This window comes from Streptomyces sp. 11-1-2 (assembly GCF_003595545.1).
GTDB classification, from domain to species: domain Bacteria; phylum Actinomycetota; class Actinomycetes; order Streptomycetales; family Streptomycetaceae; genus Streptomyces; species Streptomyces hygroscopicus_B.
The window spans coordinates 7,454,845-7,479,878 of the sequence record NZ_CP022545.1; the positions used below are offsets into that span (position 1 = coordinate 7,454,845).

Genomic DNA, 25,034 nt, shown 5'->3' on the forward strand with positions numbered 1-25,034 from the left:
AAGCCGTCACAAGCGAACCGGGCGAGGAATTACCTGGCGCCTGCCGGGGTGCCGGACGAGGAAGTGCGGCGGTTCGCGGCGCCGTGCCCGGCCGGGAGGGTGTCGACACTCATCGACACAGGTCCGGCCGACGGCCATCCGGCCCGTCCGGAATTCTCCCGGGCCGCCGTGTAGCCGGGTCAGGCACTGCTCCGAGAACCGCACCGGCGGATACCCAGGCGTTCCGCGTAGCGGCCCGATCGCCCTGACCAGCCGACTCGGGCGCCGCCTGCGAAACGGCCGTCCTGCGGAATTCACGCCCGCTCGGAACAGCGGTGAGTGCGGGGGGACTTTGCCGACTCCGTTTGGTCGAATTTTCACCTCGGTAGTGCCAAGGGCTCTCCAACGGAGTCAAGACTTGGGCAACCCGGTTCGCCCGCATATGCCGCGCCATCAGCGGTGATTTCACTGTGCACTCACCTGGTCACCAACTTCCGCCGACGCGCCTCGCAATTCCGAGCGTAGGCTCCGAAACAAGTTGTTGATCAAGCTCGGCCCTCCTCGGTTCAAGGGGTGCCGGTGAATTCGTCATGTTCCCGTCAGGGGGAAAGTCATGCCTACAACAGGGCAGGTGTCGCAGCCGGGACGCTGGGCTCCGGCCGATGTGGGACGGATACCGATGCGGGGCGTCGCCCAGGTGGCGCTCAGCGCGAGCCCGTGGACCGGCTTATTGTTCACCATCGCGTTATTCGCGGGCGGCTGGCGGATCGGCGTGTACGGCCTGCTCGGCGCGGCGGCGTCCACCGTGGCCGCATCCGTGCTGGGCGCCGACCGGGACGGTCTGGCCAACGGGCTGGAGGGCTACTGCGGTTGCCTGACCAGCATCGCCATAGTCGTCCGGCTCGGCGCCTCCTGGCGGACCGCACTGCTCGCCGTCCTCGCCGCAGCGGTCTGCGCGGTGCTGAGCGCGGCGGTCGGCCATCTACTGGGCCGCATCGGTCTGCCCGCGCTGACGGCCCCGTTCTGCCTGGTCGCCGGGGTGCTGGCGATCGCCCTGCCGACCGCGCCGCCCGCCGCCGCACCACCGCTCCCCCGCGACGGGGCAACCACCTTGTCGGCCTCGGAACTCGGCCATGCGTTCTGCAACAACCTCGGTCAGGTCTTCTTCCTCGACAAGTGGTACGCGGGCCTGGTCCTGCTTGCCGGACTGCTCATCACCTCCCGGGTCGCCGCCGTCGCCGCCGCCTGCGGCAGCGTCGTCGCGATCCTGACCGCTTGCGCCATGGGCCTGCCCGCCGAACGGATCAGCGAGGGGCTCTACGGCTACAACGCGGTGCTCGTCGCCATCGCACTGGCACCTTCTTGACCCTCACTCCGTGGACCGCGGGGTACGCCGCGCTCGCCGCCGTGGCCTCGGTCCCCTTCACGGCCGCCTGGCAGGCATTCGCCCAGCCCTCCGGCGGATCTCCCTTCACCTGGCCGTTCGTCGTGACGACCTGGCTCTTCCTGGAGGCCGCTCCAGCCTTGGACCGGCCGGGCATCTCGTCAGAGAAAGCGAAGTGACACCAATGAACCTCGCACCGCGCGAAATCGACAAGCTCCACGTCTACGTGGTGGCCGACCTGGCCCGGCGCCGCAGGGACCGGGGCACCAAGCTCAACTACACCGAGGCCGCCGCCCTGATCACCGAGGCCGTCCTGGAAGCCGCCCGCGACGGCCACACGGTGGCCGAGTGCATGGAGCTGGGCCGCAAGGTCGTCACGGCCGACCACGTCATGCCCGGGGTACGCGAGATGCTCACCGTCCTCCAGGTCGAGACCGCGTTCGTGGACGGGACGAAGCTGGTCACCTGCCACGACCCCATCGGCGCCTGAAACCGCCTGAATCCCCGCCTGAGACAAGGAGACGACGATGTCGGGTGGAGCCCACTACCTCTACGGGGACGATCCCGTGGAGATCAACCCCGGTCGGGCCAAGGTCGGTCTGACGGTCGCCAACACCGGTGACCGGGCCGTCCAGATCGGCTCCCACTACCACTTCTTCGAGGTCAACCGCGCCCTGCGGTTCAACCGCGAAGCCGCGTACGGCATGCACCTGGACATCCCGTCCGGCACCGCCGTCCGCTTCGAGCCCGGCGACACCCGCGAGGTCGAGCTGGTCGCCTTCGGCGGAAGCCGGCGGCTCATCGGCTTCGCCGGACTCGTGGACGGCGGCCTGAACGCCGACGACACCCGGCGCGCCGCGCTGCGCCGCGCCGGACAACTGGGATTCGCCGACACCGGCGGCAACGCCGACACCGAGAACGAGGGAGCCGACCACTGATGGCGATCATCCCGCGCAAGCAGTACACGGACCTGTTCGGCCCCACCGTGGGCGACCGGTTCCACCTCGCCGACACCAACCTGGTCGTCGAGGTCGAGTACGACCACAACGCCGGCTCCTACGGCGACGAGGCCGTCTACGGCGGCGGCAAGGCCATCCGTGACGGCATGGCCCAGGACCCCGCCGCGCTCAACCGCGAGGGTGCGCTGGACCTGGTGATCACCAACGTGGTGGTCCTCGATCCGGTGCTGGGCGTCGTCAAGGGCGACATCGGGGTCCGGGACGGACTGATCGTCGGAGTGGGCAAGGCAGGCAACCCGCACGTGCAGAACGGTGTCGACTCCAAGCTGGTCATCGGCCCCGGCACCGAGGTCATATCCGGTGAGCACCTGATCGCCACCGCCGGCGGCGTCGACACCCATATCCACTTCATCTCGCCCCAGCAGGCCCAGGAGGGCCTGTCCAACGGCATCACCACCTTCTTCGGCGGCGGCACCGGGCCGACCGACGGCAGCAACGGCACCACCTGCACCCCCGGCCCGTGGAACATCCAGCGGATGCTGGAGGCCGTCGAGGACCTGCCGGTCAACGTGGGTCTGCTCGGCAAGGGCAACGGCAGCCTGCCCGAGGCGCTGCGCGAGCAGGTCGAGGCGGGCGTGGCCGGTCTGAAGGTGCACGAGGACTGGGGCGCGACTCCGGCCACCATCGACAACGCGCTGCGGGTCGCCGACGAGCACGACGTCCAGCTCGCCATCCACACCGACACCCTCAACGAGGGCGGCTTCTTCGAGGACACCCTGTCCGCGATCGACGGCCGGACCATCCACACCTTCCACACCGAGGGTGCGGGCGGCGGTCACGCCCCCGACATCATGCGGGTCTCCGGCGAGCCCAACGTCCTGCCGGCCTCCACCAACCCCACCCTGCCGTACACCATCAACTCGGTGGACGAGCTGCTGGACATGGTGATGGTCTGCCACCATCTGTCCCGCAACATCCCCGAGGACGTCTCCTTCGCCGACAGCCGGGTGCGCGCCGAGACCATCGCGGCCGAGACGGTACTGCACGACCTCGGCGTGATCAGCATCTTCTCCTCCGACTCCCAGGCCATGGGGCGCGTCGGCGAGTCCTTCGCCCGTGCCTTCCAGACCGCGCACCACTGCAAGGAGGTGCGCGGTGCGCTCGCCGAGGACAGCTCCCGCAACGACAACGCGCGCGTGCTGCGCTACCTGGCGAAGCTCACCATCAACCCGGCGATCGCGGTGGGCGCCTCCGATGTGATCGGCTCGCTCGAGCCCGGCAAGCTCGCCGACATCGTGCTCTGGCCGATCAACTCCTTCGCCGCCAAGCCCAAGCTGATCGTCAAGGGCGGCATGGTGAACTGGGCCCTGATGGGCGACCCCAACGCCTCCCTGCCGACGCCTCAGCCGGTCTACTACCGGCCGATGTTCGGCAGCTTCGGCCGCGCCCGGCAGCGTACGTCCGTCACCTTCATGTCCCAGGCGGCCATCGCCGCCGGCGTCCCCGGCGAACTGGGCCTCGGGCGGCGGATCGAGCCCGTGCGGCGCTGCCGGACCGTCGGCAAGCAGCACATGGTCCGCAACGACGCGCTGCCGCGGATCGAGGTGGACCCGGAGACCTACAAGGTCACCGTCGACGGCGAGCCCGCCACCATCGAGCCGGCCGAGCGCCTCCCGCTCAACCAGCTCTTCTACATCGTCTGACGCACCCCCAGGACGGTCCGCAGGGGCGCTCGCGTGCCCTGCGGACCCCGCGGCCCGACCTCGACGGACGGCCACCCGGCAGGAACGGAAACCCAGCGTGAACGAACCGATGCCGGTCGCGGCCCTGCTGACCGGGCTCCAGCTCACCGACTCGGCCTTCCCCAGCGGCTACTACACCCTCTCCCACGGACTGGAGGGTTTCCAGCAGGCCCGTGCGGTCACCCCGCGCAGCCTGCCCGCCCTCCTCCACGACCTGCTCCGCCACAGCGCGGGGCCGGCCGACGCGACCGCCCTCGCCCTCACCCACCGCGCGGTGGCGGCGGACGACTGGGACGGGGTGGTGGCCGTGGAACGGCGGCTGTACGCCACCAAGCTGGGCCGGGAGGCCCGGCAGGCCGCGGTCCGCACCGGACGGCAGTTGCTCGACCTGGCCGGCGAGGTCTACGGGACGCCGCAGCTCGAGCGGTACCGCACGCTGCACCGGGACGGTGCGGTGCGCGGCTGCCAGCCGGTCGTCGCCGGCGTCGTCCACGCGGCGAACGGCCTCACCACGCGCCAGGCGGTCACCTGCGAGCTGTTCGCCTTCGCGGCCAGCTTCGTGGGGGCGGCCCTGCGACTGCGGCTCACCGACCACCGCCGGGCCCAGGTCGTGCTGCACGGCGCCGCCCCCGTCATCGAGGAGACCGTGGCGGCGGCGCTGGACCGGGACCTGGCCGACCTCGGCGGATGCGTCCCCGTGGCCGACATCATGGCCGGCCGTCACGAGCGCGCCGAGGCACGGCTGTTCGCGAGCTAGCGCCCTGCCTGCCACCGAGAAGACACCCCCACTCCGGACAAGGAATCACCATGCACGACCCCACACAGGTCCGAGGCTCCCACCACCACCATGACCACGACGAGTTGATCCGGCGCCCGAAGGACGGCGTGCTGCGCGTCGGCATCGCCGGGCCGGTCGGCTCCGGCAAGACCGCGCTGATCGAGGCGCTCGTCCCGGTGCTGATCGCCCGCGGCCGGACTCCCGCCGTCATCACCAACGACATCTACACCACGGAGGACGCCGCCCATGTGCGGCGCACCCTGGACGGGATCCTCGCCGCGGACCGCATCGTCGGTGTCGAGACCGGAGCCTGCCCGCACACCGCGGTCCGGGACGACCCGACGATGAACCAGGCCGCGGCCGACGAGATCCTGGAGCGCTTCCCCGAGGTGGACACGCTGCTCTTCGAGAGCGGCGGCGACAACTTGACGCTCACCTTCAGCCCGGCACTCGTCGACCTCTTCCTGTTCGTGCTGGACACCGCGGAGGGCGACAAGATGCCCCGCAAGCGGGGTCCGGGCATCACCGAGTGCGAGCTGCTCGTCATCAACAAGATCGACATCGCCCAGTATGTGCGATGCGACCTGGACCGGATGGAGTCGGACGCCCATCACGTCCGGCAGGGCCGGCCAGTGGTGCTCACCAACTCCCTGACCGGAGAGGGCCTGGCCACCATCGCCGACTTCCTCCTGTCCCAGGAGGCCGCCCGGCAGATCGGCCAGGAGGCGGCTTCCGCATGACCGAGGCGCCCGCGCGGCTGCACCCCGCACACTACGAACCCCGGCGGGTACCGGCCCGGATGCTCGACCTGGCCGGCACTCCGGACACCCTGGCCGCCGGGCGCCCCGGCAAGGTCGGCCTGCTCGAACTGGGCTATGCGCGGGTCGGCGACCGCAGCGAACTGGTCCACCGCTACCAGAAGTCCCCGCTCCAGATCATGCGGCCGCTGTATGTGGACCCGCTGCGGCCGGACATGCCGGTGACCTATCTCATGTCCACCGGCGGCGGCATCGTCCAGGCCGACCGCAACCGCGTCGACGTCGAGTGCGGCCCCGGGACCGCCGTACATCTGACGACGCAGGCCGCCACCAAGCTGCACCGCATGGAGTTCGACCACGCCACGCAGGTCGTCCACCTCACCGCCGCCGCCCACAGCTATGTCGAGTACCTGCCCGACCCGCTGATCCCGTACCGGGACGCGCGCTTCTACCAGCAGACCCGCTTGACCGCCGACCCCACGGCCACCGTCGTGCTGGGCGAGACGATCGCGGCCGGCCGGCTGGCCCGGGGTGAACGGCACGCCTACCGCCTGCTCTTCAGCGACCTGGAGATCATGCGTCCCGACGGCGAGCCGGTGGTGGTCGACACCGTCCGCCTGGATCCGCGTGAGCCGGGCTCGGTGACCGGCCCGGCGGTCTTCGGCGGGCACGACCTGATGGCCACGCTCTACGCGGTCACTCCGCTCGCCCCCGCGGCGCGGGTCGCCGACACCTTGCACGAGGCCCTGCTGAGCACCGGCCTGGCCTTCGGCGTGAGCGTGCTGCCCGACGACTGCGGAGCGTGGACGCGGATCATGGGCAGCGACCCGCCGGCCGTCACGCGCGCTCTGCGTACGGCCTGGAATGCCCTGCGCGCTCTGCTCATCGGGGTCCCCGCCCCCGATCTGCGCAAGACCTGACGCCCTCCGGCCGCACCCGGCGTCCGGAGGGCGGCCGTGGTGTCAGACCCGGCCCCGCTGGGCGCGCAGATGCTCGGCGACGGGCACCAGCGATCCGTACAGCGCCTTGAGGTCCTCCGGCGCGAGCAGATCGATGAAGTGGTTGCGCACGGACGCCACATGGTGGGGTGCGACCTTGCGCATGGTTTCCCAGCCGTGCTCGGTCAGCACGGCGTACAGCCCCCGTCGGTCGGATTCGCAGTTCTCGCGGCGGACCAGGCCGGCGTTCTCCATCCGGGTGATCTGATGGGACAGCCGGCTCTTGGACTGCAGGGTCGCGGAGGCGAGGTCGCTCATCCGCATCCGGCGGTCCTCCGACTCCGAGAGGTTGACCAGGATCTCGTAGTCGTTCATGGTCAGGCCGAACGGCTGCAGGTCTTTTTCGAGCTGGTAGGTCAGCAGCCGGCTGACATCCAGGTGGGTGCGCCACGCGCGCTGTTCCTCATCGCTGAGCCAGCGCGTGCCGTTCTCGGTCTCCATGGGATGTATTCTACCTATAGAAGTTGAATTCCGAACCAATGGATGCATCGGGCTAGAGGTCACCTGTTCGACGTTACACTCCGCACGCTCGCGCTCACGAACCGGTACCCCCTGTCTCGCCAACCGATATTTCGGCGACGACTTGCTCGGTGGACTGCAGTAGTACGGTCCCCGCGCCCACGAACTCGAACTGGTGCTCCTCGCCCGAGGCGCCCCCGATCCCCGTGCGCGACCTGACGGCCCCGAGAAAGCCACGCAGATACTGGTGGTCGTAGTGGTGGCACGGTGTCGGGCAGTCCGCCCAGCCCACCAGCGCCTGCGGATCCACCCGGATCGGCGGCTCCATGAAGACCACGGGCCCATTGGAGGCGGCCACGAACTTCCCGGTGCCGATGAGGGTGAGGAAGCCCGGGACGATGGACTGCTTCAGCGACAGCGACGGCTGGAAGGCGAGCAGATTGCCGGACCGGATGGACAGGTTGCCGTCGTCCAGGTCATAGGAGTTGACGTCGAAGGCGCGGTCCGCGAGCACCATCTTCCCCTTGCCCTCGGCCACCACCCAGTCCGCCGCGTGCAGCGGGGAGTGGAAGCTGTACGCGATGAGGTGGTCGAGGTGGCCGAGCCCGACGCCATGGAAGTCGATCTGCCCGTAGTAGGCGACCATCTTCCCCTTCTGCAGGAACCACTGGCCGTTCAGGTCCACGCTGAAGGCGTACGGGTTGATGTTGTCGTCGACCGGCAGCGTCCAGGCGTCGTGGATGACGGGGCCGTTCACAGCTTCTCCTCCGATGCCTGGACATAGACCATGCCGGTGCCGGACAGCTCCAGTTGGAACGCCTCCCCCGAGCCCCGGCCCACCATTTCGCGCCAGCCGATCGCCGTCGAGAGCTTATTGCGAACATCACCCCGGTGGGCGACATAGGCTTGCGGATCGACATGCACCGGACGTCCCGGGCCGATCGGCAGTTCCAGCACCCCGCCGTGCGCCATGACCGCCGCGGAGCCGTGCCCCTCCAGGGTGGTGGTGAACAGCCCCTGTCCGGTGACCTGGCCGCGCACCATGCCCATCACCCCGCCCTGGGAGCCCATGAACATCGTGCCCTGGCGCAGCGAGCCGTCGAAGGCCAGCAGCCGGTCCGACTCCACGTAGAGGGTGTCGCCGACCAGGTCGATGACCTGGACGTGATGGCCGCCGTGCCCGAACATCACCGTGCCCTGGCCCTCGACGGTCATCAGCGGGGTGTCCTCGTCGGCTATCCGCCGCCCGATCATCCCGCGCACCCCGCGCTGCCCGCCGGTGATGCTGGGGGTGAACCGTACGTCCCCGCGGTACGCGAGCATCGCGCCGCGCTGGCTGAACAGGGTCTGGCCGGGGAGCACCTGGGCCTCGACCATGCGCGAGGTGAGCAACCTGAACGGCATCAGATCTCACCTCCGATCGTGTTGCGTTCGCTGGGCTGGACGTAGACGAGCCCGTCGCCCTCGAAGCGGATCTGGAAGGACTCCCCGCCGCTCTCGCCTATCAGCGCCCGGAAGTTCACTCCCGCCTGGAAGTGCTGCTTGAGGCCGCCGGTGTGGGCGAGGTACGCGCCCGGGTCGACCTGCAGCGGGGTCTGCGGGGTGACGCGCAGCACGATCGCCGTGCCGGCCGAGACGAGCGCGGCCTGGCCGGTGCCCTCCACAGTCGTGGTGAACAGGCCGTTGCCCTGCGAGGAGCCGCGCAGCCCGGTGAAGGAGGCGCCGGTGCGCAGCGCGGAGTCCGTGCACAGCAGATTGCTGGACTCCACATAGAGCTTCTCGCCGTGCAGCGAGACCAGGTTGATCTCGCTCGCCCGGTCGGCGAAGTAGCACGTGCCGTGCCCCTTCACCTCCATGACCGCCATCTGCTCCCCGGTGAGCCGCCGGGTCACCATCCCGCGCAGCCCCTCGCCGCCGCCGGTCTTCTTCTTGAAGGTCATATCCCCCTCGTAGGCGACCATCGCGCCGTTCTTGGCCTTCACGGAGTCGCCGGTCAGGTCGACCGCGAGCACCCTGCTTTCCTGGAGCCGAAACTGAGCCACGGAGCCGACGGTAGCGGGCTCTGACGTCGGCGGACAGGGAGCGCCGGGGGCTGGGGGTGCCCCCCGGGCCATGATCGCCCGCGAAGCTGCGACAATGGGCGCAGGCTTGTGCATTCATTCACAAGCCGGTCTGTGTTCTGCCGTACCCCTCTTCACACGAAGGTGCTCTCGTGGACTTCAAGACCGCCACCGCGCTGCGCCGGCTCCGCCTGGTCTCCGCGCCCGAGGCCGTGTCGTTCCTGCTGCTGCTCATCTGCTCGGTGCTCAAGCGCACCTCGGACTTCAACGCGGTGCCGGTGATGGGCATGGTGCACGGCGTGCTCTTCATCCTCTACGTGGTCTTCTGGGCGGACGCCTGGAACCGCACCAAGTGGAAGTGGCAGACCGCGGCCCTGTACTTCGTCCTCTCCGTCCTGCCCACCGGCGGCTTCTTCGCCGAGCGCAAGCTCAAGCGGGAGACCGAGGCCGGTGTGATCGCGGCCCGCGCCCGTAAGGAGGGCGTGGTCAACGCATGATCGTCGCCTTTTCGGTGACGCCGCTGGGCGTCGGCGAGGATGTGGGGGAGTACGTCGCCGACGCGGTGCGGGTGGTCCGTGAGTCGGGGCTGCCGAACCGTACGGACGCGATGTTCACCTCGATCGAGGGCGAGTGGGACGAGGTCATGGACGTCGTCAAGCGCGCCGTCGCCGTGGTGGAGGCGCGGGCGCCCCGGGTCTCGGTGGTCCTCAAGGCCGATATCCGCCCGGGCGTCACGGACGGTCTGACCTCCAAGGTCGAGACGGTCGAGCGCCATCTGTCCGACTGACCGCCTCGGGGCCCCTCAGCCCCCGCCCACCAGGGCCATGCCGAGCGGCGTGCGCTCGTACAGCACCTGATGGCCCTGGCGCCGTGAGCTGAGCAGTCCGGCTCCGCGCAGCACCGCGAGATGGGCCGAGACCGACGAGGGCGCGAGGCCCAGGCGCGCGGCCAGGGCCGAGGTGGAGGCGGGTTCCTCCAGACCGGCGAGGACCGCCGCGCGGCCCGCGCCCAGGAGGCGTACGAGCGCGTCCCTCCCCTCCGCGTCCGGCTCCCGCCACAGCCCGCCGACCCCGCGCGCCGGATAGATCACCGTGGGCTGCCACGGCGGGGCGAAGCCGCTCACCACGTCCGGCCAGACGAAGACGCTGGGCATCAGCAGCACCCCCCGGCCGCCCAGGTCCTGCGTCCGGGCGGGGCTCGCGGAGGTACGGATGGTGAGCGTGCCGTCGGTCCAGTGCAGCGCGGGCCGCAGATCCGCGAACAGCCGCTCCAGGCCGCCGTCGGCCAACTGCCGTGAGCGATAGCCGATATCGGCCTCCAGCAGGGCCCGCAGCCGGGGCCAGTCCGGTGCGACCAGGGCCTGCCAGGCCCGTTCGGTCACCTCGGCCAGCCGCTGGACCGCGCGCGCCGGATCGGCCAGCATCGCCCGGCCCCGCGGGGACTCGGCGGCCCCCGGCGTGCATGCCAGGGACAGGACCAGCTCACGGTGGGCGGCGGCGGGGTCCGTGGCCCGCAGTCGCGCCAGCTCGTCCTCGAACGGCGCGTACGGCACCTCCGGCGGCGGCCCCAGGAAGTCCGGGGTGTAGCCGCCCCGGCCCGGCATCAGCAGCCACAGCTCCGACAGATCGAGCCCGGCCACCGCCTCCCGCACCCGCCGCAGCCACGGCAGGTGGTACCCGTGCCGCTCGGTCCGGCGCAGCGTGCGCACCGCCTCGTGCGTCTGGCACAGGGGCGAGATGGCGAACCGGCAGCGCAGCAGATCGTCGGCGCCGAAATTCATATGCAGTGGCATGGTCTCGCCCCCCGATCGCGAAGATTCGGCTCAGGCCGAAACACTAGAGCCCGCCCCGCCCGTACGGGCACGCTTCCGGCATGGCAACGCCCTCCGGGCCCGGTACCACGGGCCCTCTCGAGTCGCGCCCCGACGCGCACGCCTCCCGACCCGAGCTCGCGCCCGGTGACGACCAGGGGCCGTCGCGGGGTCCGGGGGGCGTTGGCTACGGCGCGGTGTTCGCGGTCCGGGAGTTCCGGGCCGTCTTCGCCGCGCACCTGGTCTCCATGCTCGGCGAGGTGGTCGGCCAGCTCGCGCTGTCCGTGCTGGTCTACCGGCTCACCGGATCGCCGCTGCTCAGCGCCCTGACGTTCGCCACCTCGATGCTGCCGTATGTGATCGGCGGCGCCCTGCTGTCCTCCGTCGCCGACCGCTTCCCGGCCCGCCGGGTGCTGGTGGTCTGCGATCTGGTGCACGCCGGATGCGTGGCCGCCATGGTGGTGCCGGGGATGCCGGTGGCCGCGCTGCTCGCGCTGCGCTGTGTGCCCGCCGCGATCTCGCCGGTGTTCAGCGGGACCCGGTCGGCGACGCTCGGCGACATCCTCGGCGAGGGCGACGCCTTCGTCCTGGGCCGCTCGGTCATCCGGATCACCTCCCAGACCGCGCAGCTCGCCGGGTTCGGGGTTGGCGGGCTGCTGCTCGTCGCCGTCTCGCCGCGGGCCGCGCTGGCGCTCACGGCCGCGGCGCTCGTCGGCTCGGCGCTGGTGCTGCGCTTCGGCACCCGCCGCCGTCCGGCGCGGCAGGTGGCCGGGGGCGGGGCTCCCCCAGCTACCGCTGGGAGGTGCCCCCTGCTCGGGGACTCGCTGAGCGGGATGCGGCGGCTGTTCGCGGACCGCCGGATCCGGGCGCTGATGCTGCTGTCGTGGGTGCCGCCGATGTTCGTGGTGATGCCGGAGGCCCTGCTGACGCCGTACTCCGATGGGCTGGGGCTCGGCTCGGTGGGGCTCGGGCTGCTGATGTGCGGGATGCCGGTCGGGGCGGTCGCCAGTGAGGTGCTGGTGGGCTCGCTGCTGGGACCGCGGGCCCGGGCCCGGCTGACGCTGCCGGTCGGCGTCCTGGCGATGCTGCCCGCCCTGGGGTACGCCGTCCGTCCCTCGTTCGGCTGGGCGCTGGCCCTGCAGCTGCTGACCGGCTGCGGTATCGCCTACAGCCTCGGCCTCGACCAGTGGTTCCTCGCCGCCGTACCGGACGAGCTGCGCGGCCGGGCGATGACGGTGCTGACGGCCGGGCTGATGACCGCGCAGGGTCTTGGCATGGCGGTCTCCGGCGCGGTCGCCGAGTTCGTACCGGTCCATGTGGTCGCCGCGACGGCGGGTGGCTGCGGGGCGCTGTGCTCGCTGCTGGTGGCGCTGGAGGTGCGGCGCACCGTCTCCGGGCCCGCCCGGCCCGAAGTGTGAGATAGGGCTGACCACGATATGACCGGCCGGTAGGGTCGGTGGTGTGCCGAAGCCGCTCAGCCTGTCGTTCGACCCCATCGCCCGTGCCGATGAACTCTGGAAGCAGCGGTGGGGGTCCGTGCCCTCCATGGGCGCGATCACCTCGATCATGCGGGCCCACCAGATTCTGCTCAGCCAGGTCGACGCGGTCGTCAGACCGTACGGACTGACCTTCGCCCGCTATGAGGCGCTGGTGCTGCTCACCTTCTCCAAGTCCGGTGAGCTGCCGATGTCCAAGATCGGCGAGCGGCTGATGGTCCACCCGACCTCGGTCACCAATACGGTGGACCGCCTGGTCAAATCGGGTCTGGTCGACAAGCGGCCGAACCCCAACGACGGCCGCGGCACCCTGGCCTCGATCACCGGCCGGGGCCGTGAGGTGGTCGAATCGGCCACCCGCGATCTGATGGCGATGGAATTCGGGCTCGGGGTCTACGACGCCGAGGACTGCGGCAGGATCTTCGAGCTGCTGCGCCCGCTGCGGGTCGCCGCGGAGGACTTCGAGGACAGCTGACGAAGACCCGGGGGCGGCGAAGATCGCCCCGGAACGGGCGGTTACGCTCAGGGCATGAAACGCAGCGTGCTGACCCGCTACCGGGTCATGGCCTACCTCACCGCAGTGATGCTGCTCGTGCTCTGCACCTGCATGGTGTTCAAGTACGGCTTCGACACGGGCGAGGACCTCACGCTCGTGGTCTCCCAGATCCACGGTGTGCTCTACATCATCTACCTGGTCTTCGCCTTCGACCTCGGCTCCAAGGCCAAATGGCCGTTCGGCAAGCTGCTGTGGGTCCTGGTCGCGGGCACCATCCCGACGGCCGCGTTCTTCGTCGAGCGCAAGGTCACCCACGAGGTGGAGCCGCTGGTCAGCGGCGCGACGGCGGCACCCGCGCAGGTCTGACCGGCGGTTTGCGGCCCTTCCGCGCGTCCCGTCCGGGGCTGGACGAGGCGCGCGGCCGGGGAGTGAATGTCCCCGTTCGGCCCAGTATGGTGAGTCTCGCGTCGACAATTAGTAGGACGTCCTAGTACTTTTGGAGTATGGACGCCGAAGGCATTGAGGCGGGCCGCCGACGGTGGCAGGCCCGGTACGACGCGGCACACAAGCGTGACGCGGCCGGGGGTTTGGGGGCGAAGCCCCCAAGGGATTGGACGCGCTCGACGTTGTCGGGGGACCCCGTCGAGCCGGTCTACGGACCCGCCCCGGGCGACACCGTGGAGGGGTTCGAGCGGATCGGCTGGCCCGGCGAGTTCCCGTACACCCGTGGCCTCTACGCCACCGGATACCGGGGCCGGGCCTGGACCATCCGCCAGTTCGCGGGGTTCGGCAATGCCGAGCAGACCAATGAGCGCTACAAGATGATCCTCAAGGCGGGCGGCGGCGGGCTGTCGGTCGCCTTCGACATGCCGACCCTGATGGGCCGCGACTCCGACGATCCGCATGCGCTCGGCGAGGTCGGCCACTGCGGTGTCGCCATCGACTCCGCCGCCGACATGGAGATCCTCTTCAAGGACATCCCGCTCGGCGATGTCACCACCTCGATGACCATCAGCGGTCCGGCCGTCCCCGTCTTCTGCATGTACCTGGTCGCCGCCGAGCGCCAGGGTGTGGACATCTCGCGGCTCAACGGCACGCTCCAGACGGACATCTTCAAGGAGTACATCGCGCAGAAGGAGTGGCTCTTCCCGCCCGAGCCGCATCTGAAGCTGATCGGCGACCTGATGGAGTACTGCTCCGAGGGCATCCCGGCGTACAAGCCGCTGTCGGTCTCCGGCTACCACATCCGCGAGGCCGGGGCGACGGCCGCGCAGGAGCTGGCGTACACCCTCGCCGACGGCTTCGGGTATGTGGAGCTCGGCCTCTCCCGCGGGCTGGACGTCGACACCTTCGCGCCCGGGCTGTCCTTCTTCTTCGACGCGCATGTCGACTTCTTCGAGGAGATCGCCAAGTTCCGCGCCGCCCGCCGGATCTGGGCCCGCTGGATGCGCGATGTCTACGGGGCGAGAACCGAGAAGGCGCAGTGGCTGCGGTTCCACACTCAGACCGCCGGGGTCTCGCTCACCGCCCAGCAGCCGTACAACAACGTCGTACGGACGGCCGTGGAGGCCCTCGCCGCGGTCCTCGGCGGCACCAACTCGCTGCACACCAACGCCCTGGACGAGACCCTGGCCCTGCCCAGCGAGCAGGCCGCCGAGATCGCCCTGCGCACCCAGCAGGTGCTGATGGAGGAGACCGGGGTCCTCAATGTGGCCGATCCGCTGGGCGGTTCCTGGTACATCGAGGCGCTGACCGACCGGATCGAGGCCGACGCCGAGAAGATCTTCGAGCAGATCAAGGAGCGCGGCCGCCGCACGGTGCCGGACGGACGGCAGCCCGAGTGGCCGATCACCGCCGGCATCCTCCAGGGCATCGAGGACGGCTGGTTCACCGGCGAGATCGCCGAATCCGCCTTCCGGTACCAGCGGTCCCTGGAGAAGGGGGACAAGAAGGTCGTCGGCGTCAACTGCCACGAGGGTTCGGTCACCGGCGATCTGGAGATTCTGCGGGTCAGCCACGAGGTCGAGCGCGAGCAGGTGCGAGTGCTGGGTGCCCGTAAGGCCGGCCGGGACGAGGCCGAGATCGCCGAGGGGCTGGGGGCGCTGGTCGCCGCCGCCCGCGAGGGCTCCAACATGATCGAGCCGATGCTGAAGGCGGTGCGCGCCGAGGCGAGCCTCGGCGAGATCTGCGACGCCCTCCGCGACGAGTGGGGGGTCTACACGGAGCCGGCCGGCTTCTGAGCCCCCTCCGGGGCGGGTCCGGCCGCGGCGCCGCCGGAATCCGCCCCGGTCAGCCCGTACAACAGCAGGTCCGTGAAGTCCCGGGCCCACCGCGGGTCCACCGGTTCCGCGCTGATCATCAGCCGGTGGAGCACCGCCCCGGCGACCGTGTCGAAGATCAGGTCCGCGTTGCGGGCCGCCGCCTCCGGGTCCTCCTCGCGCGGCAGCTCACCGCGGAGCCGGGCGCGCTCCCGGCCGACCGTGACCAGCCGCTTCTGCCGGTCCACGATCGCCGAGCGCACCCGGCACCGCAGCGCCTTGTCGTGCATGGCCTCCGCGATGACGGCCATCAGCGCGGTGCCCGTCTCGGGTCGCTCCAGCAGCGCCCCCAGCCGGATCACCACGGCCTCCACATCGGCGTGCAGACTGCCGCGGTCGGTCGCGTCCAGGTGCTCGTCGAAGACCGCCGCGATGGCGTCCACCACCAGCTCGCACTTGCTCGCCCAGCGGCGGTAGAGGGTCGTCTTGGCGACCCCGGCGCGGGCCGCCACATCGCCCAGCGTCAGCTTCGCCCAGCCCAGCTCCACCAGGGCGGCACGCGTGGCGCCCAGGATGGCTCGGTCGGCCTCGGCGCTGCGCGGGCGCCCGGTGCGGCGTGCGGACGGGCTCATGCGCGGCACCCTACCCGCCAGTACCGCACACCGTCCCTGGTGAGTTACGCTACGGCTCGTAGCGTAAGGGTGTGCCACGGCCGGGCCATCGGCCGATGCGCTTTTCCCTTCACCGCGGGAAGAGGGGAGGATGGGACCATGCAGCCACGGAACATGTCCATGAGTGGAGTGGTCGACCTCGCCGCGGTGAAGGCGGCCGGAGAAGCGAAGCAGAAGGCGGAGAAGGCGCGGGCCCAGGCGGCCGGCTCCGGGGGCGCAGCCGCGCCCGCCCGTCTGATCTTCAATGTCGACGAAGCGGGTTTTCAGCAGGACGTCCTGCAGCGCTCCACCGAAGTGCCGGTCGTCATCGACTTCTGGGCCGAGTGGTGCGAGCCGTGCAAGCAGCTCGGCCCCATCCTGGAGCGGCTGGCCACGGAGTACGCGGGGCAGTTCGTCCTCGCGAAGATCGACGTCGACGCCAACCAGATGCTCTTCCAGCAGTTCGGCGTCCAGGGCATCCCCGCGGTCTTCGCGGTGATCGCGGGCCAGCCGGTGCCGCTCTTCCAGGGTGCCGCGCCCGAGGCGCAGATCCGCCAGGTGCTGGACCAGCTCATCCAGGCGGCCGAGCAGCAGTTCGGCATCGTGGGTACACCTGTTGAACCCGGCGCCCAGGACGAGGGCGCCGAGGAGGCCGCCCCGGAGGTCCCCGAGTCGCCGCAGGAGACCGCGCTCGGCGCGGCCCATCAGGCGCTGGACGCCGGGGACCTGGGCGGTGCGGTGCGGGCGTACCAGAGCGTGCTCGCCGACGACCCCGCCAACGGCGAGGCGAAGCTGGGCCTGGCCCAGGCCCAGTTGCTGGAGCGGGTTCAGGGAGTGGACGCCACGCAGGCGCGCAAGGCGGCGGCGGAGAGCCCCGCGGATGCCAAGGCCCAGATCACGGCGGCCGACCTGGACTTGGTGGGCGGTCATGTGGAAGACGCCTTCGGGCGGTTGGTGGAGACGGTGCGTCGTACGGCGGGGGACGATCGGGACGCGGCGCGCGTTCATCTCCTGAGCCTGTTCGAGGTGATCGGCGGTGAGGACCCCCGAGTGGTGGCGGCGCGCAGCGCGTTGGCGCGCGTGCTGTTCTGACCTCGGGCTCCTCAAACAACACAGCGGCCGCTCTTTACCAAAACTTGGTAAACGCGGTCGCTGTTACTGCCAGTAAGTGCGAGCCCGGCCTTTGTCCGGTCTTGGAGTGAATCTCCCTCTCTTTCCGGTCACTGTCCGGCAACCCTGCGTGCCTGATCTCGACCGTCCTGCCGCAGTTCGGTTATCCGTCCGTTACTCGCTAGTAACGAACCCCTTGTGCCTGGGCCTGGAATGGACCACGATCGGCCAAGCTCGGTCCATCCCTCCCGTAGCTCGGCATCCGGTCGGCGCGTCGGTGTGGTTGGGTCCCCACCGGGCAGGCCGGCGGCAGTGGCGTCGGCCGTGGACAGGGGGGTCTCTGCCCCAAAGGCAGGGCCTGTCCAGGAGGTTGCGCGAGATTGCGTGGCCAGTGGTTGTCGCTCGGGGGTGATCGCCGGTGTTGCGGGTGCGGTGTGCGCCTGTGAGACGTGGGCGCTCTCCTTCCCGAGGACGTAGCACTTCTCCCATCCCAGGTCCGGGGCTTCGCCCCGGCCGGAGATGTACGTCCGAGAAGGAGGAAAGTCATGGAGTCCGTGGCTCGTGGCGGCACCAGATGGAAGCGGTTCGCCGTTGTCATGGTGCCGAGCGTTGCTGCCACGGCCGCGATCGGCGTCGCCCTGTCCCAGGGTGCGCTCGCGGCCTCGTTCAACGTGTCCGGTCAGCAGTTCAAGGTCTCGGTCGACCGGCTCGACGGCACCGGGTTCGCGCAGTACGGCGCGCTTGACACCCAGCACGGGGGCAAGAAGATCCCCGTCGCGGTGTCGGCGTTCAAGAGCGCGAAGCTCAAGGGCCTGTGCCAGTCCGTCGTGGTCCCGGTTCCCGTCTTCGGCGATGTGACGCTGAAGCTGACGGCGGGCAACGGCAGCAAGCAGGTCGAGGCCAAGAACCTCTTCATCGATCTCGATCAGCTCGACGCGGACGCCACGTTCCGTGGGATCGACATCGGTGTGGCGGCGGGTGACGCCCATAAGGGTCCCGGCATCAACAAGGGCGATGCGGCCGATCCCGGTTCGTTCGGCCAGCAGGCCGATTCCGCGACGCTGACCGGTGTGAAGCAGACCGCCTGGGCGACCAGTGCGGGCACGTTCAAGCTCTCTGGCCTTTCGATGAAGGTCAGCAAGGGCAAGAACGAGTGCTTCTGATCCGTTGAGCTGAGGGTGAGGGGCCGCGGCGCTGCCCCTCACCCGGGCATCGATCAGCAGCGCGTATGCGCCACGCTAGTACTGCTGTAGAACAACCGCGATCACACCGATCGCCGGCCCCAGGGAGCTGTTTTCGATGAGTGCCGAGTCGCCGGGGGCGAGTGACCGCATCAGCCGTTGGCGGGGGTCCTTCAGGGCGTGGCGCTGGCAGCGCCCGTTCTGGGCAGGGCTGTTGAGCCTGCTGGCGGGGGTGCCGATCATGTACTTCCCGTACAACGACGTCAACGCGGGCGGATTCACCATCAACATGTCCACCACCGCCGGATCGGCCTCGCTGATCATCGGGGTGCTGTTGGTGGTCCTGGGCCTGACCATGTGGTTCCAGCCCATGGTGCGGGTGTTCGCCGGAGTCGCCACGATCCTGCTCGGCCTGGTGTCGATCCCCGTATCGAACTTCGGCGGCTTCCTGATGGGATTCCTGCTCGCGCTGTTCGGCGGCGGCATGAGCATCTCCTGGGCACCGGGTGAGACTCCCTCCGCGCAGCCGGCCGAGAAGCCGGGAGCGGTGCCGCAGGACGACGGGAACGGTGACAACGTGCCGGAACCGGCTGGGGCCGGGTCCGCACCGGACCAGGAAGCCAGGAATGGGAGGCACCGTGCGGGGTGAAGACCGACCCGAGCAGCCGGAGGGAGTGAGCCCGCGCCGGGTCAGAACGGGCCCGCGGCACGCGGCACCGAAGAAGTCGGTACTGACCCGCCTTCAGGTGCCCGCCGGCAAGGCCATAGCGCTGGCCGCCATGCCGACGGCCGTGCTGATGGGCATGGGGCTCACTCCGCAGCTCGCCTCGGCCAACCCACGGCCCGAGGACCGCTACAAGCCCGGGCCGTGTGTGTCCCAGCCGGACGAGGCGGACAAGGACGACTCCAAGGGCGGCAAGGACGCCTCGGACTCGCAGAGCGAGGACAAGGACGCCAAGAACAAGGACGCCAAGAACAAGGACGCCAAGGACGACAAGGGCGCCGAGGACGCGAAGGGTTCGCCCGAGAAGGGCTCCCAGGACGGTTCCAAGGGCTCTGAGAAGTCCTCGGACGGCAAGGCGGGCTCGGACGACGACAAGGCCACCTCCACGCCGTCTCCGTCCCGTTCCTCCTCCGCGCCGTCCTCCGGTGCCGGGGACGAGGAGACCTCGGCCTCGCCGAGCCCGTCGAAGTCCAAGAACCCCCTGGACCCGCTGGGTCTCGGGGACGCGCTCCACGACATCCTGACGCCCGGGGAGAAGGCCAAGGAGTCGGCCGAGCCGAGCGCCTCGCCGAGCCCCTCGTCGAGCGCCGGGCCCAGCTCGTCGCCGTCTCCGTCCGCGTCGAAGTCCAAGAGCTCCGACAAGCCCACCGATCCGGTCAAGGACACGGTGGACAAGGTGGGCAAGGGCCTCAAGGACACCGTGGACGGAGTGGGGAAGACCGTCGAGGACGCCAAGGACAAGGCGGACAAGGCGCTTCCGAAGCCCTCCTCGTCCGCCTCGAAGGACGCGAACGGCAAGGAGGCGTTCCCCTGCCCGGAGTTCGACGCCGACGCGTACGAGAACGCCGAGACCGAGCCGACCTCGAGCCTGCTGCCCGAGGACCCCTGGACCCTCAAGAGCACCCTGCTGACCCTGCACGGCCTGGACTACAAGGGCATCGTGGAGGTCAAGACGCAGGGCGGCCAGATCAAGAAGGTCCTGAAGTTCACCGCCTCGGGCGTGGACATCAAGGATCTGCACCAGCTCGTGGTGGGCCCGGCCGGGACCACGACCCATGTGCAGGGGCGCGAAGGGTCCACCTCGACCATTCGCAACGGCACGGTGACCATGTACACCGAGGAGCTGAAGGGGAACCTGCTGGGGCTCATCCCGATCACCTTCAGCCCCAAGAGCCCGCCGCCGGTCAACATCCCCGAGGTGTTCTTCACCGATGTCACCGTCACGCAGGCCGGCCAGTTCGGTGGCGACCTGACCATCCCGGGTATGCATCTGTCCAAGACCGGGGAGTGACCCCGCGACATCAAGGACCCGTTCGGGAGCCGCACCCCCTCCTCCGGGAGGGAAACGACCGTGGGCACCGCCTCCACTCGGAGACGGTGCCCACGGTCGCGTCGGGCGCGTTACTGGCTCGCGCCGCCCAGGTGGTGCACCCGGACCATGTTGGTGGTGCCGGGGACGCCGGGAGGCGAGCCGGCGGTGATGATCATGGTGTCGCCCTCGTTGTAACGGCCCAGCTTCAGCAGCTCGGCGTCCACCAGGTCGACCATCGCGTCGGTGTGCTCGACATAGGGCGCCACGAAGGACTCCACGCCCCAGCTCAGCGTGAGCTGGTTGCGGGTGGCCGCATCCGTGGTGAAGGCCAGGATCGGCTGCTGGGCGCGGTAGCGGGAGAGCCGGCGGGCGGTGTCGCCGGACTGGGTGAAGGCCACCAGCGACTTGGCGCCCAGGAAGTCGGCGATCTCGGCGGCCGCGCGGGCCACCGAACCGCCCTGGGTGCGCGGCTTCTTGCCGGGCACCAGCGGCTGCAGACCGCGCGAGAGCAGTTCCTGCTCGGCGGCCTGGACGATCCGGGACATCGTCTTGACCGTCTCGATCGGGTACGAGCCGACCGAGGACTCGGCGGAGAGCATCACCGCGTCGGTGCCGTCCAGGATCGCGTTGGCGACGTCGGACGCCTCGGCGCGGGTCGGCCGGGAGTTGGTGATCATCGACTCCATCATCTGGGTCGCGACGATCACCGGCTTGGCGTTGCGGCGGCAGAGCTCGATGAGCCGCTTCTGCACCATCGGGACCTTCTCCAGCGGATACTCCACCGCGAGGTCACCACGGGCCACCATCACCCCGTCGAAGGCCGCGACGACCTCGGTCATATTGGCGACCGCCTGCGGCTTCTCCACCTTGGCGATCACCGGCACCCGGCGGCCCACCTCGTCCATGACACGGTGGACGTCCCGGACGTCGGACGCGTCCCGGACGAAGGACAGGGCGACCATGTCGCAGCCCATCCGCAGGGCGAACTTCAGGTCCTCGATGTCCTTCTCGGACAGCGCGGGCACATTGACCGCCGCACCCGGCAGGTTGATCCCCTTGTGGTCGGAGATCACCCCGCCCTCGATGACGATGGTCCGGACCCGGGAGCCCTCGACCGCGGTGACCCGCAGCTCGACGTTGCCGTCGTTGATCAGGACCTGGTCGCCCTTGGACACATCGCCCGGCAGCCCCTTGTAGGTGGTGCCGCAGATGGTGCGGTCACCCTCCACGTCCTCGGTGGTGATGATGAACTCATCCCCGCGGACCAGCTCCACCGGGCCGTCCTTGAAGGTCTCCAGACGGATCTTGGGGCCCTGGAGGTCGGCGAGGACGCCGACCGCGTGCCCGGTCTCCTCGGATGCCTTGCGGACGCGGTGGTACCGCTCCTCATGCTCCGGGTGGGTTCCGTGGCTCATGTTGAACCGGGCCACGTTCATCCCGGCCTCGATGAGGGACTTGAGCTGGTCGTAGGAGTCGACAGCGGGGCCCAGAGTGCAGACGATTTTGGAACGGCGCATGAGGCTGATCCTATCGGTTTGTTTCGGAGCGGAATTTTTCAGTCTTGGGGCTGGCGGAGCCGGAACCGGAGGCTAGGCGCTGACCAGGTCGAACGTCTGGCCGGCGATCTCCAGCTCCTCATCGGTGGGCACCACGGCCACCGCGACCCGGCTGGACTCCGTGGAGATCAGCCGCGCCGTGGCGGAGCGCAGCGCGTTGCGGACTCCGTCCACCTCGATGCCGAACGCGGTGAGGTCGCGCATCGCCGCCTCCCGTACCGCCGCGGAGTTCTCCCCCACACCGGCGGTGAACGCGATGGCGTCCACCCGCCCGAGTACCGCGGTGTACGCGCCCACATACTTCCGCAGTCGGTGGATGTAGATGTCGAAGGCGAGCTGGGCGGCCTGATCGCCCTCGCCCATCCGGCGGCCGATCTCGCGCATGTCGTTGTCCCCGCACAGACCGGCCAGCCCGCTGCGCTTGTTGAGCAGCGTGTCGATCTCATCGGTCGACATACCGCCCACCCGGGACAGATGGAAGATCGCCGCCGGGTCGATGTCTCCCGAGCGGGTACCCATCACCAGGCCCTCCAACGGGGTCAGCCCCATCGAGGTCTCCACGCAGACGCCGCCGCGCACCGCCGAGGCGCTGGCCCCGTTGCCCAGGTGCAGCACGATCGTGTTGACCGCCGCGGGGTCCTTGCCCAGCAGGGCGGCGGTGGCCCGGGAGACATACGCGTGCGAGGTGCCGTGGAAGCCGTAGCGCCGCACCCCCCAGCGGTCGGCGGTCGCCACGTCGATCGCGTAGCGGGCCGCCGCCTCCGGGATGGTCGAGTGGAACGCCGTGTCGAAGACCGCGACCTGCGGCAGGTCCGGGCGCAGCGCGCGGGCCACCTTGATCCCGGTGACGTTGGCCGGGTTGTGCAGCGGGGCCAGCGGGATCAGCTTCTCGATCTCCTCGACCACCTCGTCGGTGATCAGGGTCGGCTCGGTGAACCGGGTGCCGCCGTGCACCACCCGGTGGCCGACCGCCGCCAGCTCGGGCGAGTCGAGGCCCAGGCCCTGCGCGGCCAGTTCGTCGGCGACCTGCTTGAGGGCCGCCGCGTGGTCGGCGACGGGGCCCTCACCGATCCGCTCCACGATGCCGGAGGCGGGCCGGGAGCCGTCGGCCATGTCCAGAAGCTGGTACTTCACGGACGAGGAGCCGGAGTTGAGGACGAGGACTCGGGAGCCGTTCACGCGGACTGCGCCTTCTGTGCGGGGGATGCCGGGGACGCCGGGGACTGGGCCTGGATGGCGGTGATCGAGACGGTGTTGACGATGTCCTGGACGAGTGCCCCGCGGGACAGGTCGTTCACCGGCTTGCGCAGACCCTGCAGCACCGGGCCGACCGCGACGGCGCCCGCCGAGCGCTGCACGGCCTTGTAGGTGTTGTTGCCGGTGTTCAGGTCCGGGAAGATCAGCACGGTGGCGTTGCCCGCCACCTCGGAGTCGGGCAGCTTGGTCGCCGCGACCGCGGCGTCCACCGCCGCGTCGTACTGGATCGGACCCTCGACCAGCAGATCGGGGCGGCGCTCGCGGACCAGCTCGGTCGCCTTGCGGACCTTGTCCACATCCGCGCCGGAGCCCGAGGTGCCGGTGGAGTACGACAGCATCGCGATCCTCGGCTCCACCCCGAACCGGGCGGCCGTCGTCGCCGACTGGATGGCGATGTCCGCGAGCTGCTCGGCGTCCGGGTCGGGGTTGACCGCGCAGTCGCCGTACACCAGCACCCGGTCGGCCAGGCACATGAAGAAGACCGAGGAGACGATCTCGGCGCCCGGGGCGGTCTTGATGATCTCGAAGGCGGGCCGGATGGTGGCGGCGGTGGAGTGCACCGCGCCCGAGACCATGCCGTCGGCCAGGCCCTCCTGGACCATCAGGGTGCCGAAGTAGGAGACGTCCGCCACCACGTCGTACGCCAGCTCGTAGGAGACGCCCTTGTGGGCGCGCAGCTTCGCGTACCCCTCGGCGAAGCGCTCCCGCAGCGGGGAGGTCTGCGGATCGACGATCTGCGCCTCGGCGAGCTGGATGCCGAGCTCGGCCGCGCGCTTGCGGATCGCGTCCTCCTCGCCCAGCAGTGTGAGATCGCACACATCGCGGCGGAGCAGTACGTCGGCGGCGCGCAGCACCCGCTCCTCCGCGCCCTCGGGCAGCACCACCCGGCGGCGACGGGACCGGGACCGCTCGATCAGCTCGCGCTCGAACATCATCGGGGTGACCCGGGCGGAGCGGCCCACCGAGATGCGCTCGGTCAGCGCGGCGGTGTCCACATGCCGCTCGAAGAGGCCGAGCGCCGTCTCCGCCTTGCGCGGCGCGCTCGCCGTGAGCTTGCCCTCGATGGCGAACAGCTCGGCCGCCGTCGGGAAGGACCCGCCCGCCACCGACACCACCGGGGTCCCCGGGGCCAGCCGCGAGGCCAGCGCCAGGATGTCCGGGCCTGGCCGCTCGTCCAGGGTGAGCAGCACCCCGGCGATCGACGGGGCGCCCGCGCTGTGCGCGGCCAGCGCGCCCACGATCAGGTCCGCGCGGTCCCCGGGCGTCACCACCAGACAGCCCTCGGTCAGCGCGGGCAGGAAGCTCGGCAGCATCGCGCCGCCGAACACGAAGTCCCGCACGTCCCGGGAGAGCCCGGTCTCATCGCCGAGCAGCACCTCCGCGCCCAGGGTGCGGACGATCTGGGAGACGGTGGGCGCCGACAGCGACTGGTCCTCGGGCAGCACATAGCTGGGGACCGGCAGCTTGGCGGCCAGCCGCTCGGCGATGGCCTCGCGGTCCCCGGGCACCACCCGGTTGACGACCACCGCGACCACATCGCAGCCCTGCGCCTCGTAGGCGCGGTAGGCGTTGTGGGCCTCGGCGCCGGCCGATTCGGCGGTCTGCCGCTGCCCGCCGACGACCGTGATCACCGAGGCGCCGAACTCATTGGCGAGCCGTGCGTTCAGCCCCAGCTCGTCGGGGAGGCTGGTGGCCGCGTAGTCGCTGCCCAGCACCAGGACGTAGTCATACGCGTCGGCGACCTCGTGGAAGCGGCCGACGAGCTGCGAGACCAGTTCGTCGGCGCCCCGCTCGGCCTGGAGCGTGGCCGCCTCGTGATACGTCATGCCGAAGACCGACTCCGGCGACTGGCCGAGCCGGTAGCGCGCCCGCAGCAGGTCGAAGAGGCGATCGGGGTCGTCGTGCACCAGGGGGCGGAAGACGCCGACCCGGTCGACATGACGGGTCAGGAGTTCCATCACCCCCAGCTCCACGACCTGGCGTCCGTCGCCACGCTCGACTCCGGTCACGTACACGCTGCGTGTCACGCGCACTCTCCGTTCCTCTGGCGTTCTTGGGTGTTTTCCG

Annotated in this window: 25 protein-coding genes and 1 pseudogene; 17 read left to right on the top strand and 9 right to left on the bottom strand. The window is 70.2% G+C overall.

Annotated features, from left to right (window positions below):
* Positions 1-658 precede the first annotated feature (658 nt).
* The 7 genes and pseudogenes from CGL27_RS32150 to CGL27_RS32185 all read left to right on the top strand — a co-directional run bounded on the left by CGL27_RS32150 (position 659) and on the right by CGL27_RS32185 (position 6,520).
* A pseudogene (locus CGL27_RS32150) lies at positions 659-1,542 on the top strand (urea transporter).
* A 5-nt stretch (positions 1,543-1,547) separates the two neighbouring features.
* Positions 1,548-1,853: an urease subunit gamma gene (locus tag CGL27_RS32160; protein WP_078643702.1), complete on the top strand. Its 306-nt coding sequence runs from the start codon at positions 1,548-1,550 to the stop codon at positions 1,851-1,853.
* A gap of 37 nt (positions 1,854-1,890) precedes the next feature.
* Positions 1,891-2,301 (top strand): urease subunit beta, encoded by a 411-nt coding sequence (locus CGL27_RS32165; RefSeq protein WP_078643703.1) that lies wholly within the window; start codon positions 1,891-1,893, stop codon positions 2,299-2,301.
* A complete protein-coding gene (gene ureC, locus CGL27_RS32170) occupies positions 2,301-4,025 on the top strand; it encodes an urease subunit alpha (RefSeq protein WP_078643705.1) in 1,725 nt (574 codons plus the stop codon). The genes CGL27_RS32165 and ureC overlap by 1 nt, the downstream gene beginning before the upstream one ends.
* Positions 4,026-4,134: 109 nt before the next feature.
* A complete protein-coding gene (locus CGL27_RS32175) occupies positions 4,135-4,821 on the top strand; it encodes an urease accessory UreF family protein (protein WP_119994650.1) in 687 nt (228 codons plus the stop codon).
* Positions 4,822-4,871: 50 nt separating this feature from the next.
* On the top strand, positions 4,872-5,582 hold the full coding sequence (ureG, locus tag CGL27_RS32180) for an urease accessory protein UreG (RefSeq protein WP_119991512.1): 711 nt from the start codon (positions 4,872-4,874) through the stop codon (positions 5,580-5,582).
* On the top strand, positions 5,579-6,520 hold the full coding sequence (locus CGL27_RS32185) for an urease accessory protein UreD (RefSeq protein ID WP_078643708.1): 942 nt from the start codon (positions 5,579-5,581) through the stop codon (positions 6,518-6,520). The genes ureG and CGL27_RS32185 overlap by 4 nt, the downstream gene beginning before the upstream one ends.
* A gap of 42 nt (positions 6,521-6,562) precedes the next feature.
* Here CGL27_RS32185 and CGL27_RS32190 read toward each other — a convergent pair whose 3' ends face one another.
* The 4 genes from CGL27_RS32190 to CGL27_RS32205 form a co-directional block, all read right to left on the bottom strand.
* On the bottom strand, positions 6,563-7,039 hold the full coding sequence (locus CGL27_RS32190) for a MarR family transcriptional regulator (protein WP_014054954.1): 477 nt from the start codon (positions 7,037-7,039) through the stop codon (positions 6,563-6,565).
* 94 nt (positions 7,040-7,133) lie between these two features.
* Positions 7,134-7,814, bottom strand: a complete 681-nt coding sequence (locus CGL27_RS32195) for an AIM24 family protein (RefSeq protein WP_078643709.1) — start codon at positions 7,812-7,814, stop codon at positions 7,134-7,136.
* Positions 7,811-8,461: an AIM24 family protein gene (locus tag CGL27_RS32200; protein ID WP_078643711.1), complete on the bottom strand. Its 651-nt coding sequence runs from the start codon at positions 8,459-8,461 to the stop codon at positions 7,811-7,813. The genes CGL27_RS32195 and CGL27_RS32200 overlap by 4 nt, the downstream gene beginning before the upstream one ends.
* Positions 8,461-9,099: an AIM24 family protein gene (locus tag CGL27_RS32205; protein ID WP_119991513.1), complete on the bottom strand. Its 639-nt coding sequence runs from the start codon at positions 9,097-9,099 to the stop codon at positions 8,461-8,463. Before CGL27_RS32205 ends, CGL27_RS32200 begins: the two co-directional genes overlap by 1 nt.
* A gap of 170 nt (positions 9,100-9,269) precedes the next feature.
* Here CGL27_RS32205 and CGL27_RS32210 point away from each other — a divergent pair, with 170 nt between their 5' ends.
* Positions 9,270-9,614 carry a DUF3817 domain-containing protein gene (locus tag CGL27_RS32210; RefSeq protein ID WP_078643714.1) on the top strand — a complete coding sequence of 115 codons (345 nt, stop codon included), beginning with the start codon at positions 9,270-9,272 and terminating at the stop codon, positions 9,612-9,614.
* Positions 9,611-9,904, top strand: coding sequence for an MTH1187 family thiamine-binding protein (locus CGL27_RS32215; protein WP_020868372.1), 294 nt, complete (start codon positions 9,611-9,613; stop codon positions 9,902-9,904). The genes CGL27_RS32210 and CGL27_RS32215 overlap by 4 nt, the downstream gene beginning before the upstream one ends.
* 15 nt (positions 9,905-9,919) lie before the next feature.
* On the opposite strand, the gene CGL27_RS32220 is transcribed toward CGL27_RS32215, so the two are convergent.
* Positions 9,920-10,909 carry a DUF5937 family protein gene (locus tag CGL27_RS32220; protein ID WP_119991514.1) on the bottom strand — a complete coding sequence of 330 codons (990 nt, stop codon included), beginning with the start codon at positions 10,907-10,909 and terminating at the stop codon, positions 9,920-9,922.
* A gap of 80 nt (positions 10,910-10,989) precedes the next feature.
* Between CGL27_RS32220 and CGL27_RS32225 the strand changes: the two genes are divergently transcribed.
* The 4 genes from CGL27_RS32225 to CGL27_RS32240 all read left to right on the top strand — a co-directional run bounded on the left by CGL27_RS32225 (position 10,990) and on the right by CGL27_RS32240 (position 15,159).
* Positions 10,990-12,345 carry an MFS transporter gene (locus tag CGL27_RS32225; protein WP_078643716.1) on the top strand — a complete coding sequence of 452 codons (1,356 nt, stop codon included), beginning with the start codon at positions 10,990-10,992 and terminating at the stop codon, positions 12,343-12,345.
* 43 nt (positions 12,346-12,388) lie between these two features.
* A complete protein-coding gene (locus CGL27_RS32230) occupies positions 12,389-12,898 on the top strand; it encodes a MarR family transcriptional regulator (protein ID WP_119991515.1) in 510 nt (169 codons plus the stop codon).
* Positions 12,899-12,952: 54 nt separating this feature from the next.
* Entirely contained in the window at positions 12,953-13,285 is a 333-nt protein-coding gene (locus CGL27_RS32235) for a DUF3817 domain-containing protein (RefSeq protein WP_119991516.1), read from the top strand.
* 137 nt (positions 13,286-13,422) lie between these two features.
* Positions 13,423-15,159, top strand: a complete 1,737-nt coding sequence (locus tag CGL27_RS32240; protein WP_119991517.1) for a methylmalonyl-CoA mutase family protein — start codon at positions 13,423-13,425, stop codon at positions 15,157-15,159.
* Here CGL27_RS32240 and CGL27_RS32245 read toward each other — a convergent pair.
* Complete coding sequence (locus CGL27_RS32245; protein ID WP_078643723.1) at positions 15,135-15,809, bottom strand: TetR/AcrR family transcriptional regulator; 675 nt, start codon at positions 15,807-15,809, stop codon at positions 15,135-15,137. The genes CGL27_RS32240 and CGL27_RS32245 overlap by 25 nt on opposite strands.
* Positions 15,810-15,947: 138 nt before the next feature.
* On the opposite strand from CGL27_RS32245, the gene CGL27_RS32250 reads away from it, so the two are divergent.
* The 4 genes from CGL27_RS32250 (at position 15,948) to CGL27_RS32270 (ending at position 20,133) form a co-directional block, all read left to right on the top strand.
* Complete coding sequence (locus tag CGL27_RS32250; protein WP_119991518.1) at positions 15,948-16,919, top strand: tetratricopeptide repeat protein; 972 nt, start codon at positions 15,948-15,950, stop codon at positions 16,917-16,919.
* A gap of 563 nt (positions 16,920-17,482) precedes the next feature.
* Entirely contained in the window at positions 17,483-18,100 is a 618-nt protein-coding gene (locus CGL27_RS32260; protein WP_078643726.1) for a DUF6230 family protein, read from the top strand.
* A 136-nt stretch (positions 18,101-18,236) separates the two neighbouring features.
* Positions 18,237-18,767, top strand: a complete 531-nt coding sequence (locus CGL27_RS32265; protein WP_078643727.1) for a DUF6114 domain-containing protein — start codon at positions 18,237-18,239, stop codon at positions 18,765-18,767.
* Positions 18,745-20,133: a hydrogenase expression protein HypF gene (locus tag CGL27_RS32270; RefSeq protein ID WP_119991519.1), complete on the top strand. Its 1,389-nt coding sequence runs from the start codon at positions 18,745-18,747 to the stop codon at positions 20,131-20,133. The genes CGL27_RS32265 and CGL27_RS32270 overlap by 23 nt, the downstream gene beginning before the upstream one ends.
* Before the next feature lie 110 nt (positions 20,134-20,243).
* Here the strand turns inward: CGL27_RS32270 and pyk are convergent, their stop codons facing one another.
* The 3 genes from pyk to pta form a co-directional block, all read right to left on the bottom strand.
* Complete coding sequence (gene pyk, locus CGL27_RS32275; protein ID WP_078643731.1) at positions 20,244-21,671, bottom strand: pyruvate kinase; 1,428 nt, start codon at positions 21,669-21,671, stop codon at positions 20,244-20,246.
* 72 nt (positions 21,672-21,743) lie between these two features.
* Positions 21,744-22,889, bottom strand: a complete 1,146-nt coding sequence (locus tag CGL27_RS32280; RefSeq protein ID WP_078643732.1) for an acetate kinase — start codon at positions 22,887-22,889, stop codon at positions 21,744-21,746.
* A complete protein-coding gene (pta, locus tag CGL27_RS32285) occupies positions 22,886-24,994 on the bottom strand; it encodes a phosphate acetyltransferase (protein ID WP_119994651.1) in 2,109 nt (702 codons plus the stop codon). Before pta ends, CGL27_RS32280 begins: the two co-directional genes overlap by 4 nt.
* Positions 24,995-25,034: the final 40 nt, after the last annotated feature.

What these genes read in the sequence shown, in the direction of transcription:
- CGL27_RS32160 (WP_078643702.1), top strand. Translation starts at nt 1,548, where the DNA reads ATGAACCTCGCACCGCGCGAAATCGACAAGCTCCACGTCTACGTGGTG.
- CGL27_RS32165 (WP_078643703.1), top strand. Translation starts at nt 1,891, where the DNA reads ATGTCGGGTGGAGCCCACTACCTCTACGGGGACGATCCCGTGGAGATC.
- ureC (WP_078643705.1), top strand. Translation starts at nt 2,301, where the DNA reads ATGGCGATCATCCCGCGCAAGCAGTACACGGACCTGTTCGGCCCCACC.
- CGL27_RS32175 (WP_119994650.1), top strand. Translation starts at nt 4,135, where the DNA reads ATGCCGGTCGCGGCCCTGCTGACCGGGCTCCAGCTCACCGACTCGGCC.
- ureG (WP_119991512.1), top strand. Translation starts at nt 4,872, where the DNA reads ATGCACGACCCCACACAGGTCCGAGGCTCCCACCACCACCATGACCAC.
- CGL27_RS32185 (WP_078643708.1), top strand. Translation starts at nt 5,579, where the DNA reads ATGACCGAGGCGCCCGCGCGGCTGCACCCCGCACACTACGAACCCCGG.
- CGL27_RS32190 (WP_014054954.1), bottom strand. Translation starts at nt 7,039, where the DNA reads ATGGAGACCGAGAACGGCACGCGCTGGCTCAGCGATGAGGAACAGCGC.
- CGL27_RS32200 (WP_078643711.1), bottom strand. Translation starts at nt 8,461, where the DNA reads ATGCCGTTCAGGTTGCTCACCTCGCGCATGGTCGAGGCCCAGGTGCTC.
- CGL27_RS32215 (WP_020868372.1), top strand. Translation starts at nt 9,611, where the DNA reads ATGATCGTCGCCTTTTCGGTGACGCCGCTGGGCGTCGGCGAGGATGTG.
- CGL27_RS32220 (WP_119991514.1), bottom strand. Translation starts at nt 10,909, where the DNA reads ATGCCACTGCATATGAATTTCGGCGCCGACGATCTGCTGCGCTGCCGG.
- CGL27_RS32225 (WP_078643716.1), top strand. Translation starts at nt 10,990, where the DNA reads ATGGCAACGCCCTCCGGGCCCGGTACCACGGGCCCTCTCGAGTCGCGC.
- CGL27_RS32235 (WP_119991516.1), top strand. Translation starts at nt 12,953, where the DNA reads ATGAAACGCAGCGTGCTGACCCGCTACCGGGTCATGGCCTACCTCACC.
- CGL27_RS32240 (WP_119991517.1), top strand. Translation starts at nt 13,423, where the DNA reads ATGGACGCCGAAGGCATTGAGGCGGGCCGCCGACGGTGGCAGGCCCGG.
- CGL27_RS32245 (WP_078643723.1), bottom strand. Translation starts at nt 15,809, where the DNA reads ATGAGCCCGTCCGCACGCCGCACCGGGCGCCCGCGCAGCGCCGAGGCC.
- CGL27_RS32250 (WP_119991518.1), top strand. Translation starts at nt 15,948, where the DNA reads ATGCAGCCACGGAACATGTCCATGAGTGGAGTGGTCGACCTCGCCGCG.
- CGL27_RS32260 (WP_078643726.1), top strand. Translation starts at nt 17,483, where the DNA reads ATGGAGTCCGTGGCTCGTGGCGGCACCAGATGGAAGCGGTTCGCCGTT.
- CGL27_RS32265 (WP_078643727.1), top strand. Translation starts at nt 18,237, where the DNA reads ATGAGTGCCGAGTCGCCGGGGGCGAGTGACCGCATCAGCCGTTGGCGG.
- CGL27_RS32270 (WP_119991519.1), top strand. Translation starts at nt 18,745, where the DNA reads ATGGGAGGCACCGTGCGGGGTGAAGACCGACCCGAGCAGCCGGAGGGA.
- pyk (WP_078643731.1), bottom strand. Translation starts at nt 21,671, where the DNA reads ATGCGCCGTTCCAAAATCGTCTGCACTCTGGGCCCCGCTGTCGACTCC.